Here is a 22,654-nt window from a genome sequence, read left to right on the forward strand (position 1 = left end):
ATGTCCAAAAAGCCTTATAATAACAGTATTTGTGGTGTCTTTATGACCCGACTCTAACCGAAACCAAACGTTTCGAGTCTCCTTTTCCCGGGTTTTGGGTTATATCCCCTTGACTTCCATTTTGCTAATGGCTATAATTTATATCGTGATATAAATTTCAGGAATATCACAGGAGGGCAAAATGGAACTGCGAACCATGAAATATTTTCTTGCCGTGGCAAGAGAAGAAAACATGACCCGTGCAGCAGAGCTGCTTCACGTTACCCAGCCCACACTCTCCAAGCAGTTAAAAGCGCTTGAAGATGAGCTTGGGAAAAAACTGTTCACGCGCCATAGCTTTAGCATACAGTTGACTGAGGAAGGTGTTTTGCTTCGAAAACGGGCAGAAGACCTGATAAAAATGGCTGACAAAATCACAATGGAATTTCTTACCTTAGATGATGTTCTGGGCGGGGATGTTTACTTCGGTCTGGCGGAATCCTACCAGATTAGATACCTCGCTGCCACAATCAGAAGATTCAAGGAGGCTTACCCTGCTCTGCGTTATCATATCACCAGCGGCGACACGGAACAAGTTACGGAAAAACTGGATAAAGGTATCATTGACTTTGCCGTATTAGCACAGGAACCCAATACTGCGAAATATCATTATTTGACCTTTCCCCATGCTGATCTTTGGGGTGTTGTTATGCCAGAGAACTGTCCATTGGCGGAAAAAGAAGCCATCTGCGTGGATGACTTATTTGGACTCCCTCTTTTTTGTTCAGAACAGGGATGGATCAATGATATTTCCAAATGGTGTGGCAACAGCATGGATAAATTACACCTTGAAGGGTCGTTTCGGCTATCATATAACGGATCGCTTTTTGTGAAAGAAGGACTTGGCTATCTTTTGACCTTTGAACATTTGATTGACACAAACCCTGAAAGCGGACTTGTTTTCCGTCCCCTCACGCCGAAGCTTGAAACAAAGATATATTTAATCTGGAAAAAATACCAAATCTTTACCCCCATTGCCGAACGACTGCTTGAAAAATTGAAATCTGAATTGTTAGAATAGAAATCGAAACGTGTATTTTCAGATATGGCCAGGAAGCTGGTAAGGGAAGGTTACTTTAACTGTAAGCCTAGCGTTTTTACAAGTCTCGAAATCTGTGCGATAATCTCTTTAACTGGAGAAGCATCAGGTCATGATGGAGAGGCTTTTATCGGCGCCCGGAAAGGCAAATCTCACCATGGTTTCCATGCTGACAGGAGCAGTGGTAAATATTGTGCTTGACCCTGTTATGATCTTTGGCTGGTTTGGGCTTCCTGCCATGGGGATTGCAGGGGCGGCATATGCGACTGTGATTGCGCAGGCTGTAGCAGCGGTGGCAGGTTTCTGGATGAATTTACATTTCAACAAAGAAGTCCGTTTCGAGAAGAAAGGATTCCTGCCGGATGGAAGCATGATGGCAGAAATCATTAAAGTCGGTGTTCCGGTGGCGCTGTCGCAGTGTCTGATCTCCGTCCTCGCCTTTGGCATGAACAATATCCTCCTGTCACTGTCCGCAGTGGCACCTGGAATTTATGTGATCTATATCTGGCTCCAGAGCTTTGTCATCATGCCGGCCGGAGGGATGCGGTGGTATCGTTGATTGACGACAACGCAGAACTGGCAGAAATAGCAGGTGCAGAATTCACCGTTAATTACGCAATGCTGTACTAGTACAATGTCGCATTAATAATTGAGTAATAAGTGCTCGCTGTCCATGCCATTACTGCGTTGGAGTCAGTCAACGATGCTGCCGGCATCGCCTCCTTCCTCCGCCTTGTATTGACATGAACGTCGAACACTTATTACTTCAAAATTAATGCAACATTGTACTAGGCGGAGATCTATCAAGAAAATCATAGTCCATGTGCCGAAAAAGGTGGACGGGAAACGGGTACAGAAAGTGGATATTGTTTTCAATTTTGTGGGAGAAATCAATTTCCTTTCTGCCACGCAACCGAAACGGCTAGGCGCATAGGAACTCGAAAAAACGGTACAGCCCTTGTAATCAGGGCTATACCGCCTAACCGTAAACATTTGATTTTCCGGGGTTTTTGAGCAATTTTGATACGGTTTGAACAGCCGATTAACGCTTGCTGAACTGCGGAGCGCGACGAGCCGCTTTGAGACCGTATTTCTTTCTTTCTTTCATTCTCGGGTCACGGGTCAGGTAGCCGGCTTTTTTGAGGATCGGCCTGTACTCCGGATCTGCTTCGAGCAGGGCGCGGGAGATACCGTGGCGGATTGCTCCGGCCTGTCCGGTGTAACCGCCGCCATGTACATTGACAAGTACGTCAAACTTGTCGGTTGTTTCTGTTGCAACGAGGGGCTGGCGAACAACGACTTTCAAGGTCTCCAGACTCAGATAATCGTCGATATCTCTTTTATTTATAGTGATCTTACCTGTACCAGGTACCAGATATACTCTTGCGATAGATTTTTTTCTTCTTCCTGTTCCGTAATATTTTGCATTAGCCACTGTAATGTCCTCCTTTCAACCTTTCCTTAAAATGTCAATGCTTCTGGCTTCTGAGCCTGCTGTGCATGCTCCGGACCAGCATATACATGAAGCTTCTTAATCATTGCCCTTCCCAAAGGTCCTTTCGGAAGCATTCCCTTTACAGCCAGTTCCACTACCTTCTCAGGCTTCTTCTGCATCATCTCTGCCAGAGTGGTCTCTCTCATTCCGCCTACATATTCGGAATGGTTATAATAGATCTTCTGCTGCAGCTTCTTGCCTGTTACTTTTATCTTCTCTGCATTTACAACTACTATATAATCGCCTGTATCAACATGTGGGGTAAATTCCGGCTTATTCTTGCCTCTTAACACTTTTGCCACTTCGGAAGCAAGACGTCCTAATGTGCAGCCTTCAGCGTCAACCACATACCATTTTCTTTCAATCTTGTCTGGATTAGCCATATAAGTTTTCATGGGGGTTCCTCCTGTTATTTTCTGTTAATCTTTCATTTTGATATCTGTTTTTATATGAAATCAGTATACTCCGGGGCTTTGGTGTATACTGTTTCTCCCTTTTTCACGCTGTAATATTATAGTACGCTTAAAATGGAATGTCAACATTTTTTGCGGATAAACTTTACTTTCTTCAACGCAAAATATAAATAATGAGTATTTCCGCAATTCTTGACGTGCCTGCTGCCGTTGCTTTTCTAAAGCGTTCCAATGGTAGACCCTCTCCATATTCTGTGATTCATTGAGAAAACCATAAAGATATGATATGATGTCCTTGAGGAGAATGCAAGAATTATTTGACAACAGGCTACGGACTGCGGCTATATGGGTGACTGTTCACATACTGACCGGGTGCTTGCGGTAACGCTATATGAGGCACAGGGCCGCATGGTGATGGTGTGTCCCATATTCTGCTTGACAGTTCAGGAGGATAAAAAATTGAAACAGATTTTTTTAGTAGAAGATGATATGACGATTGCCAAAAATCTGACCAGACTGCTCAGCGCGGAGGGCTTTACAGTCGCTCACGCTCCGACACGGCAGCAGGCATTCGACATGCTGGGAAAACAAAAGTTTGATCTGGGGCTGGTGGATATCTCTCTGCCGGACGGAAACGGATTTACGGTCTGTACGGAGATCAAAGAAGTGCAGGATATCCCCGTGATCTTTTTGACGGCTTCTGGGGATGAGGCCAGTGTAGTGACCGGGTTAAACATGGGAGGGGACGACTATATCACCAAGCCATTCCGTCCCAGGGAGCTGGTGGCGCGGATACGGACAGCTCTGCGGCGGGGCGAACGTGTTTCCACTGTCTATGAAGCGGACGGGCTCTATGTGGACACAACTGCCGGTATTGTAAAAAAGGACGGCAGGGAGATCCCACTGTCCGCCCTGGAATACCGTCTGCTGCTGATGTTCGTCAGCAATCCGAAAGCAATCCTCACAAGGGACCGCCTTCTGGGTGAGCTTTGGGACGCGGCAGGCGAATTCGTCACAAACAATACACTGACTGTATATATCAAACGTCTTCGGGAGAAGATGGAAGAAGATCCGTCCAACCCGGAGATGATCCTGACGGTTCACGGGACTGGATATCGATTGGGGGACAGGTATGCTTCGAAATAAAGAATACCGGCGGTTTGTCGTTTGCTTTTTCGTGATCGCCGTGGCTTTTACAGCAGCGGGATTTCTGATTAACAGGCCGGCAGGGCTGCTTGCCGTCTTGTCTGCCTTTGTATTCGGAATTCTGTTCTATGTGTTTACCAGAGCGAGGTATCGAAGTATTGCGGAGATTTCAGAGCAGATTGATCTGGTGCTGCACAATGCGGACTATCTGTTTATCAGCGAATCCGAGGAGGGAGAGCTTTCGATCCTGCGCAGCGAGATCACGAAAATGACACAGCGCATTCGGGAACAGAATGCGGCCCTGAAAAAGGAGAAGGAGAATCTTGCTGATTCGCTGGCAGATATTGCCCATCAGCTCCGCACCCCTCTGACCTCCGTAAACCTGATCCTGTCATTGCTGGAAAACAACCCGGAGGAAACAGAGCGCAGGGAATTGCTGCAGGAGACAGAGGAGCTGCTGGCGCAGATGGACTGGCTCATCACTTCTTTATTAAAATTATCCCGTCTGGACGCAGGCATTGCCGTATTCCGAAGCGGACCAGTGGATGTTCGAGGGCTGATAGATGCAGCCCTTCGTCCGCTTCTGATCCCGATGGAGCTGCACAGTATTGCGTTACGGACGGAAGTGCCGGAGGGGATTGAGATCCAGGGGGATTCGGACTGGATGGCAGAGGCAATCCGGAATATTTTGAAAAACTGCATGGAAAGCGCCGGCGACCAGGGGCGGATCGAAATTGCCTGTGAAGACAATCTGCTGTATACGGAGCTTACGATTCATGATAATGGAGCAGGGTTTGAAGAAATAGAGTTGTGCTCCTTATTTGATCGTTTTTACAGAGGGAAAAATTCCAGGGCGGCAGGATACGGCATCGGACTGGCGCTTTGCAGAACGATCATCACCCGGCAGGGAGGGGTGGTGACCGCGGAGAATCATCCTCAGGGCGGCGCGGTCTTTATCATCCGCTTTCCAAAATAACGGGAAGCTGTATACGAATTGAAATTTTTACGAATGGAAATGTGACGAATCTCTCACAAAAAAGTCACGAAAATGTAAGTGTGAAATCCTATGATAAAAAAAGTTCAGAACCGGACGTCTCGGCATAATGCCATATTTGAGAAGTGCGTATTTAACATTTATGACAGAAGAAATCCAGAGATTATCCGGTTATGAACGTCCATAAATTAAAGGAGGTTCACATTATGGATTTTTTGAAAGTGGAAAATTTATACAAGGTTTACGGCAAGAACGAAAACCAGGTCGTTGCGCTGAACGGTGTCTCGTTGACGATTGAAAAGGGCGAGTTTACCGCAATCATCGGTTCTTCCGGTTCCGGAAAAAGCACGCTGCTCCACGCCATTGCCGGGGTAGACGTGCCTACAAAGGGAAAAATTTATCTGAACGGGCAGGATGTATATGATCAGAGCAACGAGAAGCTGGCCATCTTCCGGAGACGGCAGGTGGGGCTGATCTATCAGTTCCATAACCTGATCCCCACCCTCAATGTGGTGGAAAATATCACCCTGCCGGTGCTGATGGACAGACGGAAGGTGAATCAGAAACGGCTGAATGACCTGCTGCATCTGCTTGGTTTGGAGGACCGTCAGACGCATCTCCCCAACCAGCTTTCCGGCGGACAGCAGCAGCGTGTCGCCATCGGACGTGCTCTGATGAACGCGCCTCAGGTGATGCTTGCCGACGAGCCGACCGGAAGCCTGGACAGCCGGAACGGACATGAGATCGTAAAGCTTTTGAAAAAGAGCAACAAGGAATATGGGCAGACATTGATCCTGGTCACCCACGATAAAAATATCGCCCTCCAGGCAGACCGCATCATCCGTATTTCAGACGGGATGATCCTGCAGGATGAACGGCAGACGGCTTCGAAGGCCCGGATCCCGGACAGAATAGAAACACGGCCGGACAGCGAAGATGAGGTGAGCAAAAGGCAGGTGAAGCGGCCATGAATATTTTTCATAAAATCGCCCTGGAGGGGCTGAAAAAGAACCGCGCACGGACCCTCGTAACTATCATTGGTGTGGTATTGTCTACGGTGATGATCACAGGGGTGACCACCTTCGGCGTATCACTGCTGGACTATATGGCGCGGGGAGCCATACAGAAGTACGGAGGGTGGAGCGCCGCGTTTTTGAATGTAGATGATTCCTTTGTGCAGGAACGCTCCAAGGACAAAGAGGTAACGGACACAGTGACCTTTGAAAATATCGGTTATGCAAAGTCGGAGAACGAGACTGATCCCGGCAGGCCCTATCTTTTCATTGCCGGATTTCAGGAGGAGACCTTCCAGGCTCTGCCCATCACGCTGCTGTCCGGGCGGCTCCCGGAAAATGACGGGGAGATACTTGTGTCCGGAAGCGCTATGAAAGAATGCGGCATTTCCGGCAAAACAGGCAGCACACTGGAGCTTTTTGTGGGAAGCCGTATGCGGGGAGAGCAGGAGCTGAGCCAGGCCGATCCATACGAGGCCGGAGCGGAGAACTTTCTGCCCCGGAAGGAGAAGACCTATACGGTAGTCGGAATCTGCAGGACCCCGGTGTTTGAGACCGAGGAATCCCCGGGATGTACACTCATCACAAAGACAGATGCGGCGTCCGGCTACAATCCGCTCAGTCTGTTTGTCACGCTGGATCAGATGCGTAAGGTGTATTCCTATACGGATCAGGTAAAAGCCGGATATCCCTGCATGCTGAATTATGATGTGCTGCGCATTATGGGAATTTCAGACAGGCCGTCGGACAAGGTGTTTATGGCGTTTTTATATTCCTTCGGGGGAATCGTGCTGGCGATCATTATGATCGGCTCGGTTTTTCTGATCTATAATTCCTTCAGCATCTCACTGAGCGAACGGATCCGGGAGATCGGGGTGCTGGCCTCTGTGGGGGCTACGGAGAAGCAGCTGCGCAATTCCGTTCTTTTTGAAGGACTGTGCATCGGCGCGGCGGGGATTCCCATCGGTATCCTGGCAGGCCTGGGGTGCATCCGGGGCGTGATCTCCGTAGTATCCGGCCGGTTTGGCGCCGTTCTGTACACAGGGGTTCCGCTTATGACAAAGGTATCTCTCCCGGCGGTGGCAGGCGCGACCGCGGTCAGCCTGGTTACGATCCTGATCTCAGCCTGGCTGCCGGCGAAAAAAGCAGTCAGCCTGCCGGTGATGGAATGCATCCGGCAGACCAATGAGATCAAAGTGGAATCCGGGGCGATGGAAATCTCTCAGAGAAAGCAGCGCATGTACGGCCTGGAAGGAACCCTTGCCCTGAAAAATTTCAAACGAAACCGGAAGCGTTACCGGAGTATCGTGCTTTCCCTGGTACTGAGTATCGTATTGTTTGTATCTGCCAATGCTTTGATCGAAAGCATGCAGCAGTCGGCGGACGGGTTAAAAACTGTGTCTGATTATGATATAGGGTTCGGGACGCGGGAGATGGAGGATGAAGAACTGTTCCGCCTTTATGACAAGATGAAAACAATATCCGGTATTTCGGAAAGCTCCTGCCGGGCGGCCATCGCTTTTTCCTGCAAGGCTTCTCCGGATCTGCTTACGGATGCATACTGGGAAGCGTCGGGCGGAGGCTTCGCGCGGGAGGATCAGGAGCTTCTGCTGGAAGTGCATTTTTTTGACGACGCGTTTTATCAGAAGCTGGTTGAAAAGCTGGGACTGCCGGCGGCAGAGTATATGGGCCAAAACGGGAAACGGATTGCCGTCGCCAAGATCAACGACGACAGCGACAATGTGAAAGGCGCTGAAGACCTTGCGGATATGTTTCAAAGTGCTTCCGTGGAACTTGCCATTTCCCCCAAAATGACGGATGGAACAACAGGACAGGAGCAGAATGTCACCATAACGCCTGCAGAGTTTGTTCCGCCTGACATTCCGCCGATTGTGGATGCCGCCGGGCAGAAAACACTGCCCTATACGTTGGAGATCATTGCCCCCTGGTCAGTGAAGGAAACACTGGCGCCTTCGGATCTTCCGGCGGAGCTTAGAGTCAAGGGGATGTGCTTTGAAGCGGAAAACGCGTCTCAGGCTGTAGAGGAAATGCGCCAGGTCGTGATCGATGAAGGAATATCATATTCCTATACACTGATAAACAGCAGCGAGGCATTTGAGCAGTATCGAAATTACCTCTTTATCGCCAACGTATTTGCCTGGCTTTTTATTGCTCTGATCTCACTGATCGCGGCGGCCAATGTGTTCAATACGATCTCTACTAACATCAAGCTGCGCAGGCGGGAGCTGGCAATGCTGCGCTCCGTGGGAATGTCGGATAAGGATTTTAATAAAATGATGCGTTTTGAATGCGCGCTTTACGGCATCAAGGCGCTGGCCATCGGGATCCCTCTGTCACTGCTGGCTTCCGTGCTGATCGTTAAGACCATGTCAACGGACGACACAGCCTTTATTCTACCGTGGACTGGCATCGGGATCAGTGTTCTTAGTGTATTCCTTGTAATATTCGTCACAATGATGTATGCTGTAAGTAAGATCAGAAAGGAAAATATCATTGACGCACTGCGTGATGAGATGACCTGATACCGGAAACGGCAGGTCAAAAGTACGGAAAGGAATTGACAGGATAGTGAAGAGAAGAAGAAAAAGACATCCGATCCGAAAATTTATATTTACCATGCTACTCCTTGCCTTGGGAATGGCAGGGGCAGTCGGCGCTTTTTTCGGAGTGAAAGGATATCGGATGTACCAGGACGCCATATCTCAGACTTCTATTAAAGAGCGTGTGGAGGAGATCCGCGCGAAGGAAAACTTTACGGTCTATTCTGAGATGTCTGATTTTTATGTAGAAGCCGTCATATCCGTGGAGGACCACCGATTTATGTCCCATTCGGGAATTGATCCGATCGCGGTCGCGCGCGCCGCATGGACGGATATCCGGGAAATGTCTTATGTGGAAGGCGGAAGTACGATTACTCAGCAGATTGCGAAAAACATGCTTTTTACGCAGGAGAAGCGAATAGAGCGAAAAGTCGCGGAGGTATTTGCGGCATATGATATGGAAAAGAACTATACTAAAGAGGAACTCTTTGAACTGTATGTCAATACGGCCAATTTCGGCAGCGGCTATGAGGGAATCTATGCGGCTTCTATGGGTTACTTCGGGAAGCTGCCTGAAGAAGTGACGGATTACGAAGCCGCCATGCTGGCCGGGGTGCCCAACGCGCCTTCCATGTATTCCCCGGATATCAGCCGGGAGCTGGCCGCCCGACGCGTGGTCCTGGTGCTGCAGAGCATGGTCAGGCACCATGTGATCACGCAGGAGGAGGCAGAGCTGATTCAGCAGCAGGGCCTGTCCGGCAGTGGTTTTGAAGAATAGAATTTGTAGAAAGCTGATCGGATCTCTTCGTTTCCGGTCGGCTTTTCTCATACCATCGTATGCAGAAAGGCTGCCATCGGCAGGCTTCCTGTATGACAAAATGATACAGAAAAGCGGTCTGCAGTGTTTCGTCTCTATGCAAATGGTAAAATTACCCGCAAAATCCTGTTTCTTAATTGTTATTTTGGAAATGATATGTTAGAATGAGGTGACGTTTAGTACAGAACTGTGCGATAGGATATAAAATAAGATATCCGTTTTGCGCAGGACGATCGGATAAGATTGAAAAAGTATTTTGAGAGAAGATAATAAGTGAAACTCAAAAAGAAGGAGAAGCAGGACTATGGAGAGCTATAAGAGAGAATTTATTGAATTTATGGTGGAAAGCAAGGTGCTTCAATTCGGTGACTTCACATTAAAGAGCGGAAGAAAATCTCCGTTTTTCATGAATGCGGGCGCTTATGTGACGGGAACCCAGCTCCAGAAGCTGGGAGAATACTACGCAAAAGCAATCTATGACAATTACGGGCTGGATTTTGACGTACTGTTCGGGCCCGCATACAAGGGGATTCCACTGTCCGTGGCGACGACGATCGCAATCAGCAGGCTGTACGGCAAGGACGTGCGGTACTGCTCCAACCGGAAGGAGACCAAGGACCATGGGGATACGGGAATCCTGCTGGGAAGTAAGCTGCAGGACGGCGACAGGGTAGTGATCATTGAGGATGTGACCACGTCCGGCAAGTCGATTGAGGAAACCTTCCCCATCCTGAAAGCCCAGGCTGACGTGGAGGTGAAGGGGCTGATCGTGTCCCTGAACCGCATGGAGGTCGGAAAAGGCGGACAGAAGAGCGCGCTGGATGAGATCAAAGACCTTTATGGATTTGACACGGCGGCGCTCGTAAGTATGGAAGAAGTAGTAGAGTGTCTCTACAATCAGGAATGCGGCGGACAAATCGTGATCGATGATACATTAAAATCAGCGATTGATGCATATTATAATACATATGGTGTGAAGGTTACAGCGTGACCGGTAACGGAGGCCGCTATGAAAGCGGCGGCTTTTGGACTGCCAAGCACAAATACTATCAAAGGAGCATGATTGCATGGAGAGAGCATATAAAACAATGACGTCATCCGGCGGAATGAATATTGCATTTGGGATCGTGATGATCGTGATCGGGATCACATCCGGGGTGATCACCATCGTGAACGGCGCACGGCTTTTGAAGCATCGGGGAGAGATCACATTTTAAGGGGCTGTCCGGCCGGGACCGGACGGGAGACAATCTGAAGGAGTATTATTTTGAGTCAGAGACAAGTTAGAAGGTACCGCATTCTTGGAAAAGTAATGTTTGTACTTTATATTGCATTTCTGGTGTATTTTTTGTGCTTTGCGGAGTGGTACGGACGCACGGAGCCATCGGAAGGGTATCGGTATAACCTGGTGCTGTTCAAGGAGATCATGCGCTTTATCGAATACAGGGAGGAGCTGGGGGTATTTGCCGTATTTGCTAATCTGTTCGGAAATATCCTGATCTTTGTGCCGTATGGATTTTTCATATCTATGGCAAGCACGAGCAGAGGATTTTTCCAGACACTGTTCTACAGCTTCGCTCTGAGCCTGGGGGTGGAGATCTTTCAGCTATTTGCCAGGGTCGGAAGCTTTGACGTGGATGACCTGCTTCTGAATACCCTGGGAGGTGTTCTGGGATACATTTTATTTTTGATCTGCAATATCATAAGGAGAAAGTGTTATGGCCAGAAGCGCAAACTATACAAAAAAGCGGATTCGTGACAGGGGGAGAAAAAAGTGGGGGACCAGGAAGTACGGACAGGCCCCTATGAAATATTCCCACATGGGCGCGCATTCCTGCTGGTATGCTTCCGGCTCTTTTCTGCTTCTCGCGGGGGCAGTGGGGATCGCGTACTGGAAGCATGGCGCGGCCGCGGGATTTATCGGCGGATTCGGTATCATGGCAATGATATTTTCCGCTCTGGGAGTACGGGCAGGTGTAAAAGGATTTCGGGAGAGAGAAAAGAGATATATCTTCTGCAGGCTCGGGATCGCGGCGAATCTGCTGATCCTGCTCGGCCTGATCATTATTTTTTGTGGAGGAGTTAGGAAATGAGTGAAAACCAAGGCCAGATTCCGGAGGGAGCGCCGGAGTCTGAAAAGGAAGGATATCAGGAAAGGTATGACCTGTCGGTCGCAAGATTGAAGGAGATGCAGGCGGAGGACACCACGGCGGAGCCGTTTCGGGATTATTTCCGGCAGATGGCGGGATTTGCCCTGGGGCTGACAGAGATCACCAGGCAGATCATGGACGGCTCCTGGCACAAACTCAGCCTGGAAGAGCTGCAGGAGGGGAATCTTGCCTTATATGCGGACATCCTGCCGGACCATTATGAAAAAAGCTATGCCAATCCGGAGTATGCCGTGTCCGTCTTCGGGGAAGAAATGGGAAAGCTGCTCAGCTTCCTGTATACGGAGCTTCGCGGCGGGATCGCCTATGCCTTCGAGTGCAGGCCCGATTATCTGACGATCCTGAACGAACTGCTGATCCAGGTCTACAATCATTTTGAAGGCGGGATTCCAAAGCCTGAGAGCATACAGGACATCTTCTACTGGTATGCCAGCGATTACTGCGATGTCTTCCTGACAGATCGGATTGAGGAACAGCTCTATCCCATGCAGTCCTTTGCGGCGGATGTGGTGCTCTGTGAAGACCTGGACGATGAGAGGTATCTGTACCGCTTCGGGGAATACATTACAGAAAATGAGCTGGGAACCGCAAGGCATCTGAGAAGCCTGCCGCTGGAGACTCTGAAAAAGATGGCGGACGTCTATACGGAAGGCTATCGGATCGGCTTTATTAATACGGGAAAGGACCTGTCAAAAAAATCAGTGGTAGATATCCGTTATCGTCTGGGATTTGAGCGGGTAGTCAAGCTGGCGATCGAGAATTTTGAAAAAATGGGTCTGGCCCCGGTCATTTACCGTGCGGCTTCCAGCGTGGTGACAAAGTGCGGACAGAGAAAGGTCGGTTTCTGGGGAGCTGCCGCGAATAAGCAGTACGAATATGACCACCGCCAGGATGAGGCGCTGTTCCTGGACAAGCGGTATATGGAGCGGAAGCTGGATGTGGTCCGGCATGTGTACGAGGAGAGCAAGAGACAGGCAGCGCAGTATGCGGGCCCGGCACTGATCGAGACATTTGGAGAGAACCCTTTTTCTCCGCAGGTGAAAAAGGAAGCCAACACCTATACAGAAGCACAGCGAAGCTTATCCCTGGCATATGACAGCAGATCCGGGCAGATCACAAACCAATATATCAAGGGGGAGGAACGGAGCTTCACGATTATCGCGTTTCCGGTTCCGGAGATCGGAGAGCAGTATGCGGAGATCTTTGATGAAGTCATCCGGATCAATACCCTGGATGCCAAGCTTTATGAGACTGTACAGCAGAGGATGATCGACGCTCTGGATCAGGGAGAGTACGTCCATGTACTGGGAAAAGGGAAGAACGAGACGGATATCAGAGTGAAGCTGCATACTCTGGAGGATCCGGAAAAAGAGACGGTCTTCGAAAACTGTGTGGCAGACGTCAATATCCCGGTGGGCGAGATTTTCACCTCCCCGGTCCTGGAAGGGACACAAGGGGTTCTGCACGTGAGCAGGGTGTACCTGAACGAGCTGCAGTACAGGGATCTGAAGCTGACCTTCCGGGAAGGCAGGATCACGGATTATACCTGTTCCAACTTTGAAAATGAAGAGGATAACCGGAAGTATGTCAGCGACAATGTGCTCCACGACCATCCGACGCTGCCGCTGGGAGAGTTCGCGATCGGGACCAATACCACCGCTTACGTGGCAGGCAGGAAGTATCAGATCGAGGAAAAGCTGCCGATCCTCATTGCGGAAAAGACAGGCCCCCACTTTGCGGTGGGCGATACCTGCTACAGCTGGAGCGAGGATGTGAGGGTCTATAATCCCAACGGAAAGGAGATCGTGGCGAAGGACAATTCCATTTCCAGGCTTCGGAAGGAGGACCCGGAGAAGGCGTATTTCCAGTGTCATACAGATATCACGATTCCCTATGAGGAGCTGGATGAAATCAGTGTAGTGACAAAAGAAGGAAAAAGAATTATACTGTTGAAGAACGGAAGATTTGTACTCCCGGGAACGGAAGTGCTCAACGAACCATTAGAAAGGTGGGAAAAGGATGCCGAAGGTAGGAATTGTAATGGGCAGTGACTCAGACTTAAAGGTTATGAGCAAGGCTGCAAAGCAGTTAGAGAAGTTTGGGATCGAGTATGAGATGACGATCATCTCCGCGCATCGGGAACCGGATGTGTTTTTTGAATGGGCGAAGGCGGCAGAAGGAAAAGGAATCAGGGTGATCATCGCGGGGGCAGGTATGGCGGCCCATCTGCCAGGTATGTGCGCGGCGCTGTTCCCGATGCCGGTCATCGGAGTTCCGCTGTCCGGAAAGAATCTGGACGGGATGGACGCGCTGTATTCCATCGTACAGATGCCCCCAGGCATTCCGGTGGCAACGGTGGCGATCGACGGCGGCATGAACGCGGCAATCCTGGCTGCGAAGATCCTGGCTGTATCGGAACCCGAGCTTTTGGATCGGCTCAAGGAATATACGGCGGAAATGAAAGAAACCGTTCAGGCCAAGGCAGCGAAGCTGGACGAGATCGGCTACGAGGCGTATCTGGCACAATAAAGATTTCCGGCACGTTGAGAAGCAGGAAGATCAGAGCTGCATGCTGCGGGTTTACAACGTCATGTGACATGGGACAACAGGGCTTTGCGCATGCTGCTCACAGGACAGAAGAAGGAGAAAAAGCAATGGCAATAGACTACAAGGCTGCCGGTGTGGATATCGAGGCCGGCTATAAGGCAGTGGAATTGATGAAGAAGCATGTGCAGGGAACGATGCGTCCGGAGGTTCTGACGAACCTGGGTGGTTTTTCCGGAGCATTCTCCATGGAACGATTTAAAAGCATGGAAAAGCCGACCCTGGTATCCGGCACGGACGGCGTGGGGACCAAGCTGAAGCTGGCGTTTCTCATGGATCGGCACGATACGGTGGGGATCGACTGTGTGGCGATGTGTGTCAACGACATTGCCTGCGCGGGGGGCGAACCGCTGTTTTTTCTGGATTATATTGCATGCGGCAAAAATGAACCTGAGAAGATCGCGGCAATCGTAAGCGGGGTCGCGGAGGGCTGCAAGCAGTCAAATGCCGCTCTGATTGGCGGCGAGACCGCAGAGATGCCAGGCTTTTATCCGGAGGAGGAATATGACCTGGCCGGATTTGCGGTGGGGATCGTAGATGAAAAGGATCTGATCACCGGAAAGGACTTGAAGGCGGGAGACGTGCTCATCGGCATGGCCTCCTCGGGCGTTCACAGCAACGGGTTTTCTCTGGTGCGGAAGGTCTTTGATATGACCAGGGAAGCTCTGGAAACGCGTCATGACAGTCTGGGATGCACCCTGGGCGAGGCGCTGCTGGCTCCCACCAAGATCTATGTGAAGGCTCTTCGGAGCATCCGGGAGGCCGGGGTAACGGTGAAGGCGTGCAGCCACATTACCGGAGGCGGTTTCTATGAGAATATTCCAAGGATGCTAAAGGATGGCACCCGGGCGGTCATCCGCAGGGACAGCTATCCCATTCCTCCGATCTTCGAACTGCTTGCCAGGACCGGCGGCATCGAAGAGCAGATGATGTACAACACCTACAACATGGGCCTGGGGATGGTGCTTGCGGTGGATCCGGAAGACGCGGACAAGACCATGGAAGCGATCCGGACAGCAGGTGAGACTCCTTATGTGGTGGGAGAGATCGAAGCCGGTGAAAAAGGGGTGTCCTTATGTTAAACGTCGTAGTCATGGTTTCCGGAGGCGGGACAAACCTGCAGGCCATCATTGACGCGGTGGAAGCCGGAACCATTACCAATACAAGGCTGGCAGGCGTCATCAGCAATAATAAAAATGCATATGCCCTGGAGCGTGCCGCACAACACGGCATTCCCGCGGCATGTGTTTCACCGAAGGATTTTGAGAACCGGGGTCAGTTCAATCAAAAGCTTTTGGAGACGGTGGACGGCTTTGAGCCGGATCTGGTGGTGCTGGCAGGTTTCCTGGTAGTGATCCCGCCGGAGATGACATCAAAATATAGAAACAGAATGATCAACATCCATCCTTCTCTGATCCCTTCCTTCTGCGGAACCGGATATTACGGACTGAGAGTGCATGAGGCGGCTCTTGCCAGAGGGGTGAAGGTGGTCGGCGCCACGGTGCATTTTGTAGACGAGGGCACGGATACCGGGCCGATCATCCTGCAGAAGGCGGTGGAGGCGCGGCAGGGAGATACTCCCAAGGAGCTGCAGCGCAGGGTCATGGAGCAGGCGGAGTGGAAGATCCTGCCACGGGCCATTGACCTGATCGCCAACGGGAAGGTCAAGGTGGAAAACGGAAAGACGATCATAGAAGAACCAACGAGAAGCGGACAGGAGGCAAGTTTATAGAAATGAACGTATTGATTGTGGGAAGCGGAGGCAGAGAACATGCGATCGCGGCCAGCGCCGCGAAAAGCCCGAAAGTAAAGAAGATGTACTGCGCGCCGGGAAATGCCGGGATTGCGGAGTATGCCGAGTGTGTGCCGATCGGCGCCATGGAGTTCGATAAGCTTACGGCATTTGCAAAGGAGAACCGGATTGATCTGGTCATCGTAGGAATGGACGATCCGCTGGTAGGAGGGCTGGTGGATGAGTTGGAGGCTGCTGGAATCCGGACCTTCGGACCCCGGAAGAACGCGGCGATCCTGGAGGGCTCCAAGGCTTTTTCCAAGAATCTGATGAAAAAATACAACATCCCTACAGCGGCCTTTGAGAATTTTACCGACCCGGATGCGGCGCTTGCCTATCTGGAAACGGCGAAGTTTCCGATCGTACTGAAGGCGGACGGACTGGCTCTTGGCAAGGGCGTTCTGATCTGCCAGAACCTGGAAGAGGCAAAGGAAGGCGTCAAGACGATCATGCTGGATAAGAAGTTCGGTTCCGCGGGAAATGAGATGGTGGTGGAAGAATTTCTGGTGGGCCGGGAGGTGTCAGTGCTCTCCTTTGTAGACGGCAAGACCATCAAGACCATGACCTCTGCCCAGGACCACAAGCGGGCAGGAGACGGCGATACAGGTCTGAATACAGGCGGAATGGGAACCTTTTCTCCAAGCCCCTTCTATACGGAAGAGGTGGAGCGGTTCTGTGAAAAATATATCTATCAGGCGACCGTGGACGCGATGGCGGAAGAGGGACGGCCGTTTAAGGGTGTGATCTTCTTCGGGCTGATACTGACGGAGGACGGACCCAGGGTGCTGGAATACAATGCGCGTTTCGGGGATCCGGAGGCGCAGGTGGTACTGCCCAGGATGAAGAATGATCTGATCGAAGTGGTGGAGGCCTGCATCGACGGCTGCCTGGGACAGGTAGAGCTGGAATTTGAGGACAATGCGGCAGTCTGTGTGGTACTGGCATCAGACGGATATCCGCTCAAATACGAAAAGGGCTTTGCCATCAGTGGGCTGGAAAAGTTTAAGGAGCATGAGGGTTATTACTGCTTCCATGCGGGAACCCGTTCAGACGGAGACAGGATCGTGACTAACGGCGGCCGCGTGCTGGGAGTTACCGCCAAGGGAAGGAACCTTAGAGAAGCCCGGGAGAACGCATATGCGGCCACGGACTGGGTGGAATTTGGAAATAAGTATATGCGGCATGATATTGGGAAAGCTATAGATGAAGCGTAAAGAGCCGTAAAATGGAGTAGTCTGCGGCGAGAGGATGCCGGGAGTCAACAGGTTCCCAGCGTCTGGATCATTACATGAACTGCGGCAGAATTACGAAAAAGGAGGAGGAACAATGGCAGTATTAACAATCACGGCACAGAATTTTGAGCAGGAGGTCCTGCAGTCGGACAAGCCGGTCCTGATAGATTTTTATGCGGACTGGTGCGGGCCCTGCAAGATGATGGCTCCGGTGATCGAGGAGATCGCGGGGGAAGTGAACGATGTAAAGGTCGGCAAGCTGAATATCGACAATGAGATGGAGATCGCGCAGAAGTACGGTGTCATGAGCATCCCGACCCTGATCGTGTTCCAGGACGGCAAAGAAGTTAAGAGGGATCTTGGAGCAAAGCCTAAAAGGGCAGTGCTGGATATGCTGAGATAGACAGGGATAGAAGAAGGCTCATACTCTGCGGCTGCAGGGCTGTACGGCAGCACAACGGCGAGAATGAACCACAAAGTTTATGGGATATTTTTCCGAATGCAAATTTTTATTGAAAATACAGGGGAGAAATAGTAGAATAAGAACGTTATATGTTGGAAAGACATTTTCGGGGAGATTACAAATGAGAACAGGGAAGAGAACCCATTTACCGGATATCAAGATTATTTTATTGGCGGCAGGGATAATCATTATCACTGTCGTCATTATTGTGTTCATTTATAAAGACCAGAAGCAGGAGAAGAATAAGGAGAAGGTAGCCCAGGGAATCCGCTACCTGGAAAGCCTGGAACAGCAGAATGTTGCGGAGATCAACGAGACGATCAAGGCTATTCGGGTCAGGCACAGCCTGGATTTGGCGGATACGGATGAAAGCGTGGTGTGGGGAGCGTTTGAGAATTGTGCCATTATGGGGGATTCCCGCGCGGTTGGTTTTTCTTTTTATGAATTTCTTCCCGAGGACTGGGTCATTGCGGAAAGCGGCAGCACGGTCAGGGACGTGTCCGAGCATTTGGAGCAGTTAAAGAGACTGGATCCGGTTCGGGTATTCCTTTGCTTTGGAATCAATGATATTGCCTGCGGCCTGTGGCCGGAGCCTGCGGATTACGCGGCGGAGTGTGCCGCGCAGATCCGTGCGGTCGCGGGAGCGCTGCCGGGGACGGAGATCTACCTGAACTCTATACTGCCGCCGGGAGCCGCTGCGATGTGGAATGAGAGCTATGCGCGTCTGGGAGAATACAATGACGCGCTGAAAGCGATGACAGAGCAGAACGGATTCCGCTATATTGACAATACATACGTTGCGGAGGAACACCAGAATCTGTATCAGGATGACGGCTTGCATCTGCAGCCGGATTTTTATAAATACTGGGCGGCAAATATGCTGACAGAGGTGAATGAGCAGTGAAGATTAAAAAACCTGTTTTTCCAAAAAGACAAGAAAAAAGATCGGATGAAGCCGGGAACGGATCCGGAAAAATTCAGATCAAATTTCCGAAAGTAAAGATGCCTGTCAGACAGGAGCCTGATATGCACGCATCCAGGCAGAACCAGACAGAGAGATTACTGCCGCGCGGAGAGCTGTCCCAGCTTCCCTATCATTATATCAAGTACGTGCTGGCGGCGGTTTTGTTGGTATTCATTGTGCTGGATATGGCCAATGATCCCACCAGCAATGCCGATATTGAGACTGTGGCTGGGCAGGTAGTTAAGGCGGCGGAATTTCAGGGCATGGAAGAGGCAGAAGCCAGGATGGTCAAGCGGTTCTATGGACTGAATCCCAGAGACTATGAGGGAGCGGTTTTGTATGCCCCGATCGATAATATGGATGCTCATGAACTGCTTCTTGTAAAGCTGAAGGACAGTAGCCAGAAGAAGCAGGTACTGGAGGCCATCCGGGAACGGCTGAACACACAGCTGAAAAGCTTTGAAGGCTATGGCGCGGAGCAGACCGCGCTGCTGAAGAAGCATGTGCTCCTGGAAAAGGGCAATTTTGTGCTGTATGCAGTCGGGGAGCATGCGGCTGACGCTCAGGAAGCCTTTGTAAAAAGCTTGTGAGGTAGAGACTATGATTTTCAGCAGTATATTTTTTATCTTTGTATTTTTGCCTGTTGTGCTGGTGATCTATTATGTAATGCCGTTTGCCGGAAAGAATCTTGTGCTGCTGATCTCCAGCCTGATCTTTTATGCATGGGGGGAACCTGTGTATGTGATTCTGATGCTGCTCAGTATCGGGATCAATTTCGTCAGCGGCATGGAACTGGAAAGCCATATCAACGCAGGCGATATGGCAAAGGCAAAAACAGCATGTATCGTAACTGCAGTGATCAATTTCCTGATCCTGGGATTTTATAAATACTATGGATTCCTGATCGAGAACCTGAATGCTGTTCTGCCCTTTGAGATACCGTATAAGGAGCTTGCGCTTCCGATCGGGATATCCTTTTACACCTTTCAGACCATGTCCTATGTGATTGATGTGTACCGCGGCAAGGTGAAGGCACAGCATGATCCGGTTGCCTTCGGCGCGTATGTAAGCATGTTTCCGCAGCTAATTGCCGGGCCGATCGTGCGGTATTCGGATGTGGAGCGGCAGCTTATGAAGCGGAATATTTCCTGGGAACGGTTCGGGGAAGGCTCCGTGTGGTTCCTGCGGGGACTTGGAAAGAAGGTTTTGATCGCCAACAATATCGGAAGCATTTATGAATCCATTGTTTCTCTTGGAATCCCGCAGATGTCCGCGCTGACGGCATGGATCGGATGTTTTGCCTATACGATGCAGATATATTATGACTTCGGCGGCTATTCGGACATGGCGGTAGGACTCGGGAAAATGCTGGGATTCGATTTTATGAAGAATTTCGACTATCCGTATATTTCCAGAAGCATCACGGAATTCTGGCGGAGGTGGCATATCTCCTTAAGCTCCTGGTTTAAGGAGTATGTCTATATTCCTCTGGGCGGCAACCGGGGCGGCACATTGAAAGCTATCCGGAACCTGATGATCGTGTGGATGCTGACCGGATTGTGGCACGGCGCCGCATGGAATTTCATTTTCTGGGGATTGTATTACGGGATCATCCTGTGTCTGGAAAAATATGTCCTGGGGGATGCGCTGGAACGCCTTCCGCAGGCAGCCAGGCATGTATATACCATGGTTCTGGTGATGGTCGGCTGGGTGCTGTTCTTCTCACCGTCTATGGGAAGCGCGATGTCTTATCTGGGGGCCATGTTTGGAATCGGTGGAAAAGGGCTGATTGATATGACCGGCTTCTACTACCTGAAATCCGGTCTGCTGCTGGGGATCATTGCAGGAATCGGAAGTACTCCGTTCCTGCGCCGGAAGTTCTCGGAGCTGCTCTGGAGGGAAGAGCGGTATATGCAGATTGCCGGTGTTGTGATGTATGCGGGGATTTTTTTGATCTCTACGGCGTATCTGGTCAATGATACCTACAATCCGTTCCTGTATTTCCGGTTCTGATCTGCTTCATACACTTTGGAAGCTGCAGCAGCAGGAGGCGGACGATGCCGCGGCAGGAAAGCTTTCGGACAGGAAAGGGATAACAGGATCAATTCAGTTCTGCGGATTGTGCAAGGTGCTGTATGAAAATCTACACTGTGGGCGGGAAGGGAAAGACGAATGGAATTAAAAAGGGGAAAGGAAAGACGGAGAAAGGAAAATAAAAATCTCAACCGAGGTATGGCCTGGTGCTTTGCGGGAATAGTTTTGCTGCTGGTGGCGGCAAGCATCATACAGCCGGACAGAAAGATTTCGGACGAAGAGAACCGCGTACTGACCACATTTCCCAAACCGAGTATAGAAAATATAAAGAATAAAGAGTATATGACTGCCCTTGAGGACTATTCTTCCGACCAGTTCATCCTGCGGGATCTCTGGATCCGCCTGAAAGTGCGCTGTGACCTTCTCGTGGGGAAGCGGGAGTTTAACGGGGTCTATCTTGGTAAGAAGAAGTACCTGATGCAGATTCCTGTGGGAATGGACGAAAAAAATACGAAGGAAAATCTGGAGGCTATGAACCAGTTCCGACAGAAAAACAGCAATCTGCGGATGAATGCTCTGATCGTACCCAATGCAGCTTATATTATGAAGGATTATTTGCCGCTGGGGGCTCCTGTGCGTGATCAGGGAGAGGACATGAACTATATCAAAAAGCAGCTTTCCGGGGGGATCGGCCTGATTGATACTACGGAGACACTTAGAAAGCATGTGGATGAGGGCATCTATTATAAGACGGACCACCACTGGACGAGCAGAGGGGCGGCTTATGGCTTCAACGCTGCCGCAAAGCAGCTGGAGATCGAAGGGCTGGTCTCGGATTATAAGATCCATACCGTGGCAACGGATTTTTCAGGAACGCTGGCATCCAGGAGCGGATACCACAAGGTGAAGGATACCGTGGAGGTGTACCAGCCGGAAAATGTGGAATATCAATATCTGGTAAGTGATTCCGACAATGAGGAGAAGCGGCCGACGATCTATGACCGGAAGGCTCTCGAGGGAAAGGACAAGTATCAGGTATTCTTCGGCGGCAACCACGCCATGGTGGATATCGTTACGACCAATGACAACCAGAGGCGTCTGCTGGTATTCAAGGATTCCTACGCAAACAGCTTTGTGCCGTTTCTGATTCCTTATTATAATGAGATCATCATGATCGACGCCAGGTATTATTATGAGAATGTGAATATGCTGATTGAGAATAAGGGAATTACGGATGTGCTGTTTTTGTACAATATGGATACCTTTTTGAATGATAATTCGCTGGGGGATGTGCTGGCGGGCGAATAGGGAATTGTCATAACAGATCCCATAAAAAGTGACTGTGAAATGTAAGGAATTGTACCACCTACAGATCCTTAGCAGAAGAAAGGAGCCAGAGATGGAGGAACGCAGGGCAATCGGCAGGGTAGGCTACTCTGCCAATGCAGTGATCGTGGTATGTGATACGCAGGAAAAATATTATGTGCATACGGAAAACGTAAGCCCGCTGGGGATGGCGCTTCGGGTGCCGGAGGAAGTACCGGATATTCTGGGAAAGGATATTATACTTGTGGCGGATACGCTGATCATGTATGCGGATGTGACACGGCAGGAAAAGCAGGAGGACGGAAGCGGGATACTGGGAATCGCGGCGCGGAAGTTCTCGGAGGATGTGCTGCAGTATCTGTTTGAACGGATTGGGACAGGGGAAGAGGAAGTAGAATAAGAGAAAGAAGATGTGAAGAGGAATGCGGAATGGATAGCTTTCGCATTCTTTTTAAGTTCAGGGCTAAAGTTGGGGCTAAAGGTGTTATCCGGCAAGATATTTTTGACGATATAGTATAAAAGAATGCAGAAAAAAAGAGGAAAGGACTGAGAAA

General features: G+C 50.3%; 26 protein-coding genes. 24 read left to right on the top strand and 2 right to left on the bottom strand.

Going from position 1 to position 22,654, the window contains the following annotated elements:
• Positions 1–181: 181 nt before the first annotated feature.
• From ACTOY7_RS07360 to ACTOY7_RS07370, 3 genes are all read left to right on the top strand, one after another.
• Complete coding sequence (locus ACTOY7_RS07360; RefSeq protein WP_482670386.1) at positions 182–1,060, top strand: LysR family transcriptional regulator; 879 nt, start codon at positions 182–184, stop codon at positions 1,058–1,060.
• Between the two features lie 130 nt (positions 1,061–1,190).
• The gene (locus ACTOY7_RS07365; RefSeq protein ID WP_482670387.1) at positions 1,191–1,637 is read left to right on the top strand and encodes an MATE family efflux transporter; all 447 of its coding nucleotides are present in this window, start codon (positions 1,191–1,193) and stop codon (positions 1,635–1,637) included.
• A 216-nt stretch (positions 1,638–1,853) separates the two neighbouring features.
• Positions 1,854–2,012, top strand: coding sequence for a DUF4368 domain-containing protein (locus ACTOY7_RS07370; protein WP_300885147.1), 159 nt, complete (start codon positions 1,854–1,856; stop codon positions 2,010–2,012).
• A 108-nt stretch (positions 2,013–2,120) separates the two neighbouring features.
• On the opposite strand, the gene rpsI is transcribed toward ACTOY7_RS07370, so the two are convergent.
• Positions 2,121–2,513 (bottom strand): 30S ribosomal protein S9, encoded by a 393-nt coding sequence (rpsI, locus tag ACTOY7_RS07375; RefSeq protein WP_125128432.1) that lies wholly within the window; start codon positions 2,511–2,513, stop codon positions 2,121–2,123.
• A 26-nt stretch (positions 2,514–2,539) separates the two neighbouring features.
• A complete protein-coding gene (gene rplM, locus ACTOY7_RS07380; protein WP_482670388.1) occupies positions 2,540–2,968 on the bottom strand; it encodes a 50S ribosomal protein L13 in 429 nt (142 codons plus the stop codon).
• A gap of 477 nt (positions 2,969–3,445) precedes the next feature.
• On the opposite strand from rplM, the gene ACTOY7_RS07385 reads away from it, so the two are divergent.
• From ACTOY7_RS07385 to ACTOY7_RS07485, 21 genes are all read left to right on the top strand, one after another.
• Positions 3,446–4,132, top strand: coding sequence for a response regulator transcription factor (locus ACTOY7_RS07385; protein WP_160280248.1), 687 nt, complete (start codon positions 3,446–3,448; stop codon positions 4,130–4,132).
• Positions 4,119–5,108 (top strand): sensor histidine kinase, encoded by a 990-nt coding sequence (locus tag ACTOY7_RS07390; protein ID WP_160280247.1) that lies wholly within the window; start codon positions 4,119–4,121, stop codon positions 5,106–5,108. Before ACTOY7_RS07385 ends, ACTOY7_RS07390 begins: the two co-directional genes overlap by 14 nt.
• Before the next feature lie 224 nt (positions 5,109–5,332).
• Entirely contained in the window at positions 5,333–6,097 is a 765-nt protein-coding gene (locus ACTOY7_RS07395; RefSeq protein WP_160280246.1) for an ABC transporter ATP-binding protein, read from the top strand.
• Positions 6,094–8,682 carry an FtsX-like permease family protein gene (locus ACTOY7_RS07400; protein ID WP_482670389.1) on the top strand — a complete coding sequence of 863 codons (2,589 nt, stop codon included), beginning with the start codon at positions 6,094–6,096 and terminating at the stop codon, positions 8,680–8,682. The genes ACTOY7_RS07395 and ACTOY7_RS07400 overlap by 4 nt, the downstream gene beginning before the upstream one ends.
• A 46-nt stretch (positions 8,683–8,728) precedes the next feature.
• Positions 8,729–9,478: a transglycosylase domain-containing protein gene (locus tag ACTOY7_RS07405; protein WP_160280244.1), complete on the top strand. Its 750-nt coding sequence runs from the start codon at positions 8,729–8,731 to the stop codon at positions 9,476–9,478.
• A gap of 343 nt (positions 9,479–9,821) precedes the next feature.
• Positions 9,822–10,508 (top strand): orotate phosphoribosyltransferase, encoded by a 687-nt coding sequence (gene pyrE, locus ACTOY7_RS07410; RefSeq protein WP_482670390.1) that lies wholly within the window; start codon positions 9,822–9,824, stop codon positions 10,506–10,508.
• A gap of 76 nt (positions 10,509–10,584) precedes the next feature.
• Positions 10,585–10,734: a hypothetical protein gene (locus ACTOY7_RS07415; RefSeq protein WP_016298665.1), complete on the top strand. Its 150-nt coding sequence runs from the start codon at positions 10,585–10,587 to the stop codon at positions 10,732–10,734.
• 50 nt (positions 10,735–10,784) lie between these two features.
• On the top strand, positions 10,785–11,276 hold the full coding sequence (locus tag ACTOY7_RS07420; RefSeq protein WP_160280242.1) for a VanZ family protein: 492 nt from the start codon (positions 10,785–10,787) through the stop codon (positions 11,274–11,276).
• Entirely contained in the window at positions 11,236–11,610 is a 375-nt protein-coding gene (locus ACTOY7_RS07425) for a DUF6142 family protein (RefSeq protein WP_482670391.1), read from the top strand. The genes ACTOY7_RS07420 and ACTOY7_RS07425 overlap by 41 nt, the downstream gene beginning before the upstream one ends.
• Complete coding sequence (locus ACTOY7_RS07430; RefSeq protein WP_482670392.1) at positions 11,607–13,736, top strand: aminopeptidase; 2,130 nt, start codon at positions 11,607–11,609, stop codon at positions 13,734–13,736. Before ACTOY7_RS07425 ends, ACTOY7_RS07430 begins: the two co-directional genes overlap by 4 nt.
• On the top strand, positions 13,705–14,214 hold the full coding sequence (gene purE, locus ACTOY7_RS07435) for a 5-(carboxyamino)imidazole ribonucleotide mutase (RefSeq protein WP_160280239.1): 510 nt from the start codon (positions 13,705–13,707) through the stop codon (positions 14,212–14,214). Before ACTOY7_RS07430 ends, purE begins: the two co-directional genes overlap by 32 nt.
• A 125-nt stretch (positions 14,215–14,339) precedes the next feature.
• Complete coding sequence (purM, locus tag ACTOY7_RS07440) at positions 14,340–15,371, top strand: phosphoribosylformylglycinamidine cyclo-ligase (protein WP_300885143.1); 1,032 nt, start codon at positions 14,340–14,342, stop codon at positions 15,369–15,371.
• Positions 15,365–16,021, top strand: coding sequence for a phosphoribosylglycinamide formyltransferase (gene purN, locus ACTOY7_RS07445; protein ID WP_394684173.1), 657 nt, complete (start codon positions 15,365–15,367; stop codon positions 16,019–16,021). Before purM ends, purN begins: the two co-directional genes overlap by 7 nt.
• Positions 16,022–16,023: 2 nt before the next feature.
• Positions 16,024–17,295, top strand: coding sequence for a phosphoribosylamine--glycine ligase (purD, locus tag ACTOY7_RS07450; protein ID WP_160280237.1), 1,272 nt, complete (start codon positions 16,024–16,026; stop codon positions 17,293–17,295).
• 112 nt (positions 17,296–17,407) lie between these two features.
• Positions 17,408–17,716 (top strand): thioredoxin, encoded by a 309-nt coding sequence (gene trxA, locus ACTOY7_RS07455; RefSeq protein ID WP_160280236.1) that lies wholly within the window; start codon positions 17,408–17,410, stop codon positions 17,714–17,716.
• Positions 17,717–17,897: 181 nt separating this feature from the next.
• Entirely contained in the window at positions 17,898–18,680 is a 783-nt protein-coding gene (locus tag ACTOY7_RS07460; RefSeq protein ID WP_160280235.1) for an SGNH/GDSL hydrolase family protein, read from the top strand.
• A gap of 122 nt (positions 18,681–18,802) precedes the next feature.
• A complete protein-coding gene (locus ACTOY7_RS07465; protein ID WP_300885141.1) occupies positions 18,803–19,330 on the top strand; it encodes a DUF4358 domain-containing protein in 528 nt (175 codons plus the stop codon).
• A gap of 10 nt (positions 19,331–19,340) precedes the next feature.
• Positions 19,341–20,753, top strand: coding sequence for an MBOAT family O-acyltransferase (locus ACTOY7_RS07470; protein WP_160280233.1), 1,413 nt, complete (start codon positions 19,341–19,343; stop codon positions 20,751–20,753).
• Positions 20,716–20,922 carry a hypothetical protein gene (locus ACTOY7_RS07475; protein ID WP_482672663.1) on the top strand — a complete coding sequence of 69 codons (207 nt, stop codon included), beginning with the start codon at positions 20,716–20,718 and terminating at the stop codon, positions 20,920–20,922. The genes ACTOY7_RS07470 and ACTOY7_RS07475 overlap by 38 nt, the downstream gene beginning before the upstream one ends.
• Complete coding sequence (locus ACTOY7_RS07480) at positions 20,913–22,082, top strand: DHHW family protein (protein WP_482670393.1); 1,170 nt, start codon at positions 20,913–20,915, stop codon at positions 22,080–22,082. The genes ACTOY7_RS07475 and ACTOY7_RS07480 overlap by 10 nt, the downstream gene beginning before the upstream one ends.
• 91 nt (positions 22,083–22,173) lie before the next feature.
• On the top strand, positions 22,174–22,500 hold the full coding sequence (locus ACTOY7_RS07485) for a hypothetical protein (protein WP_160280230.1): 327 nt from the start codon (positions 22,174–22,176) through the stop codon (positions 22,498–22,500).
• Positions 22,501–22,654 lie beyond the last annotated feature (154 nt).

The organism is Schaedlerella sp. (assembly GCF_056796775.1).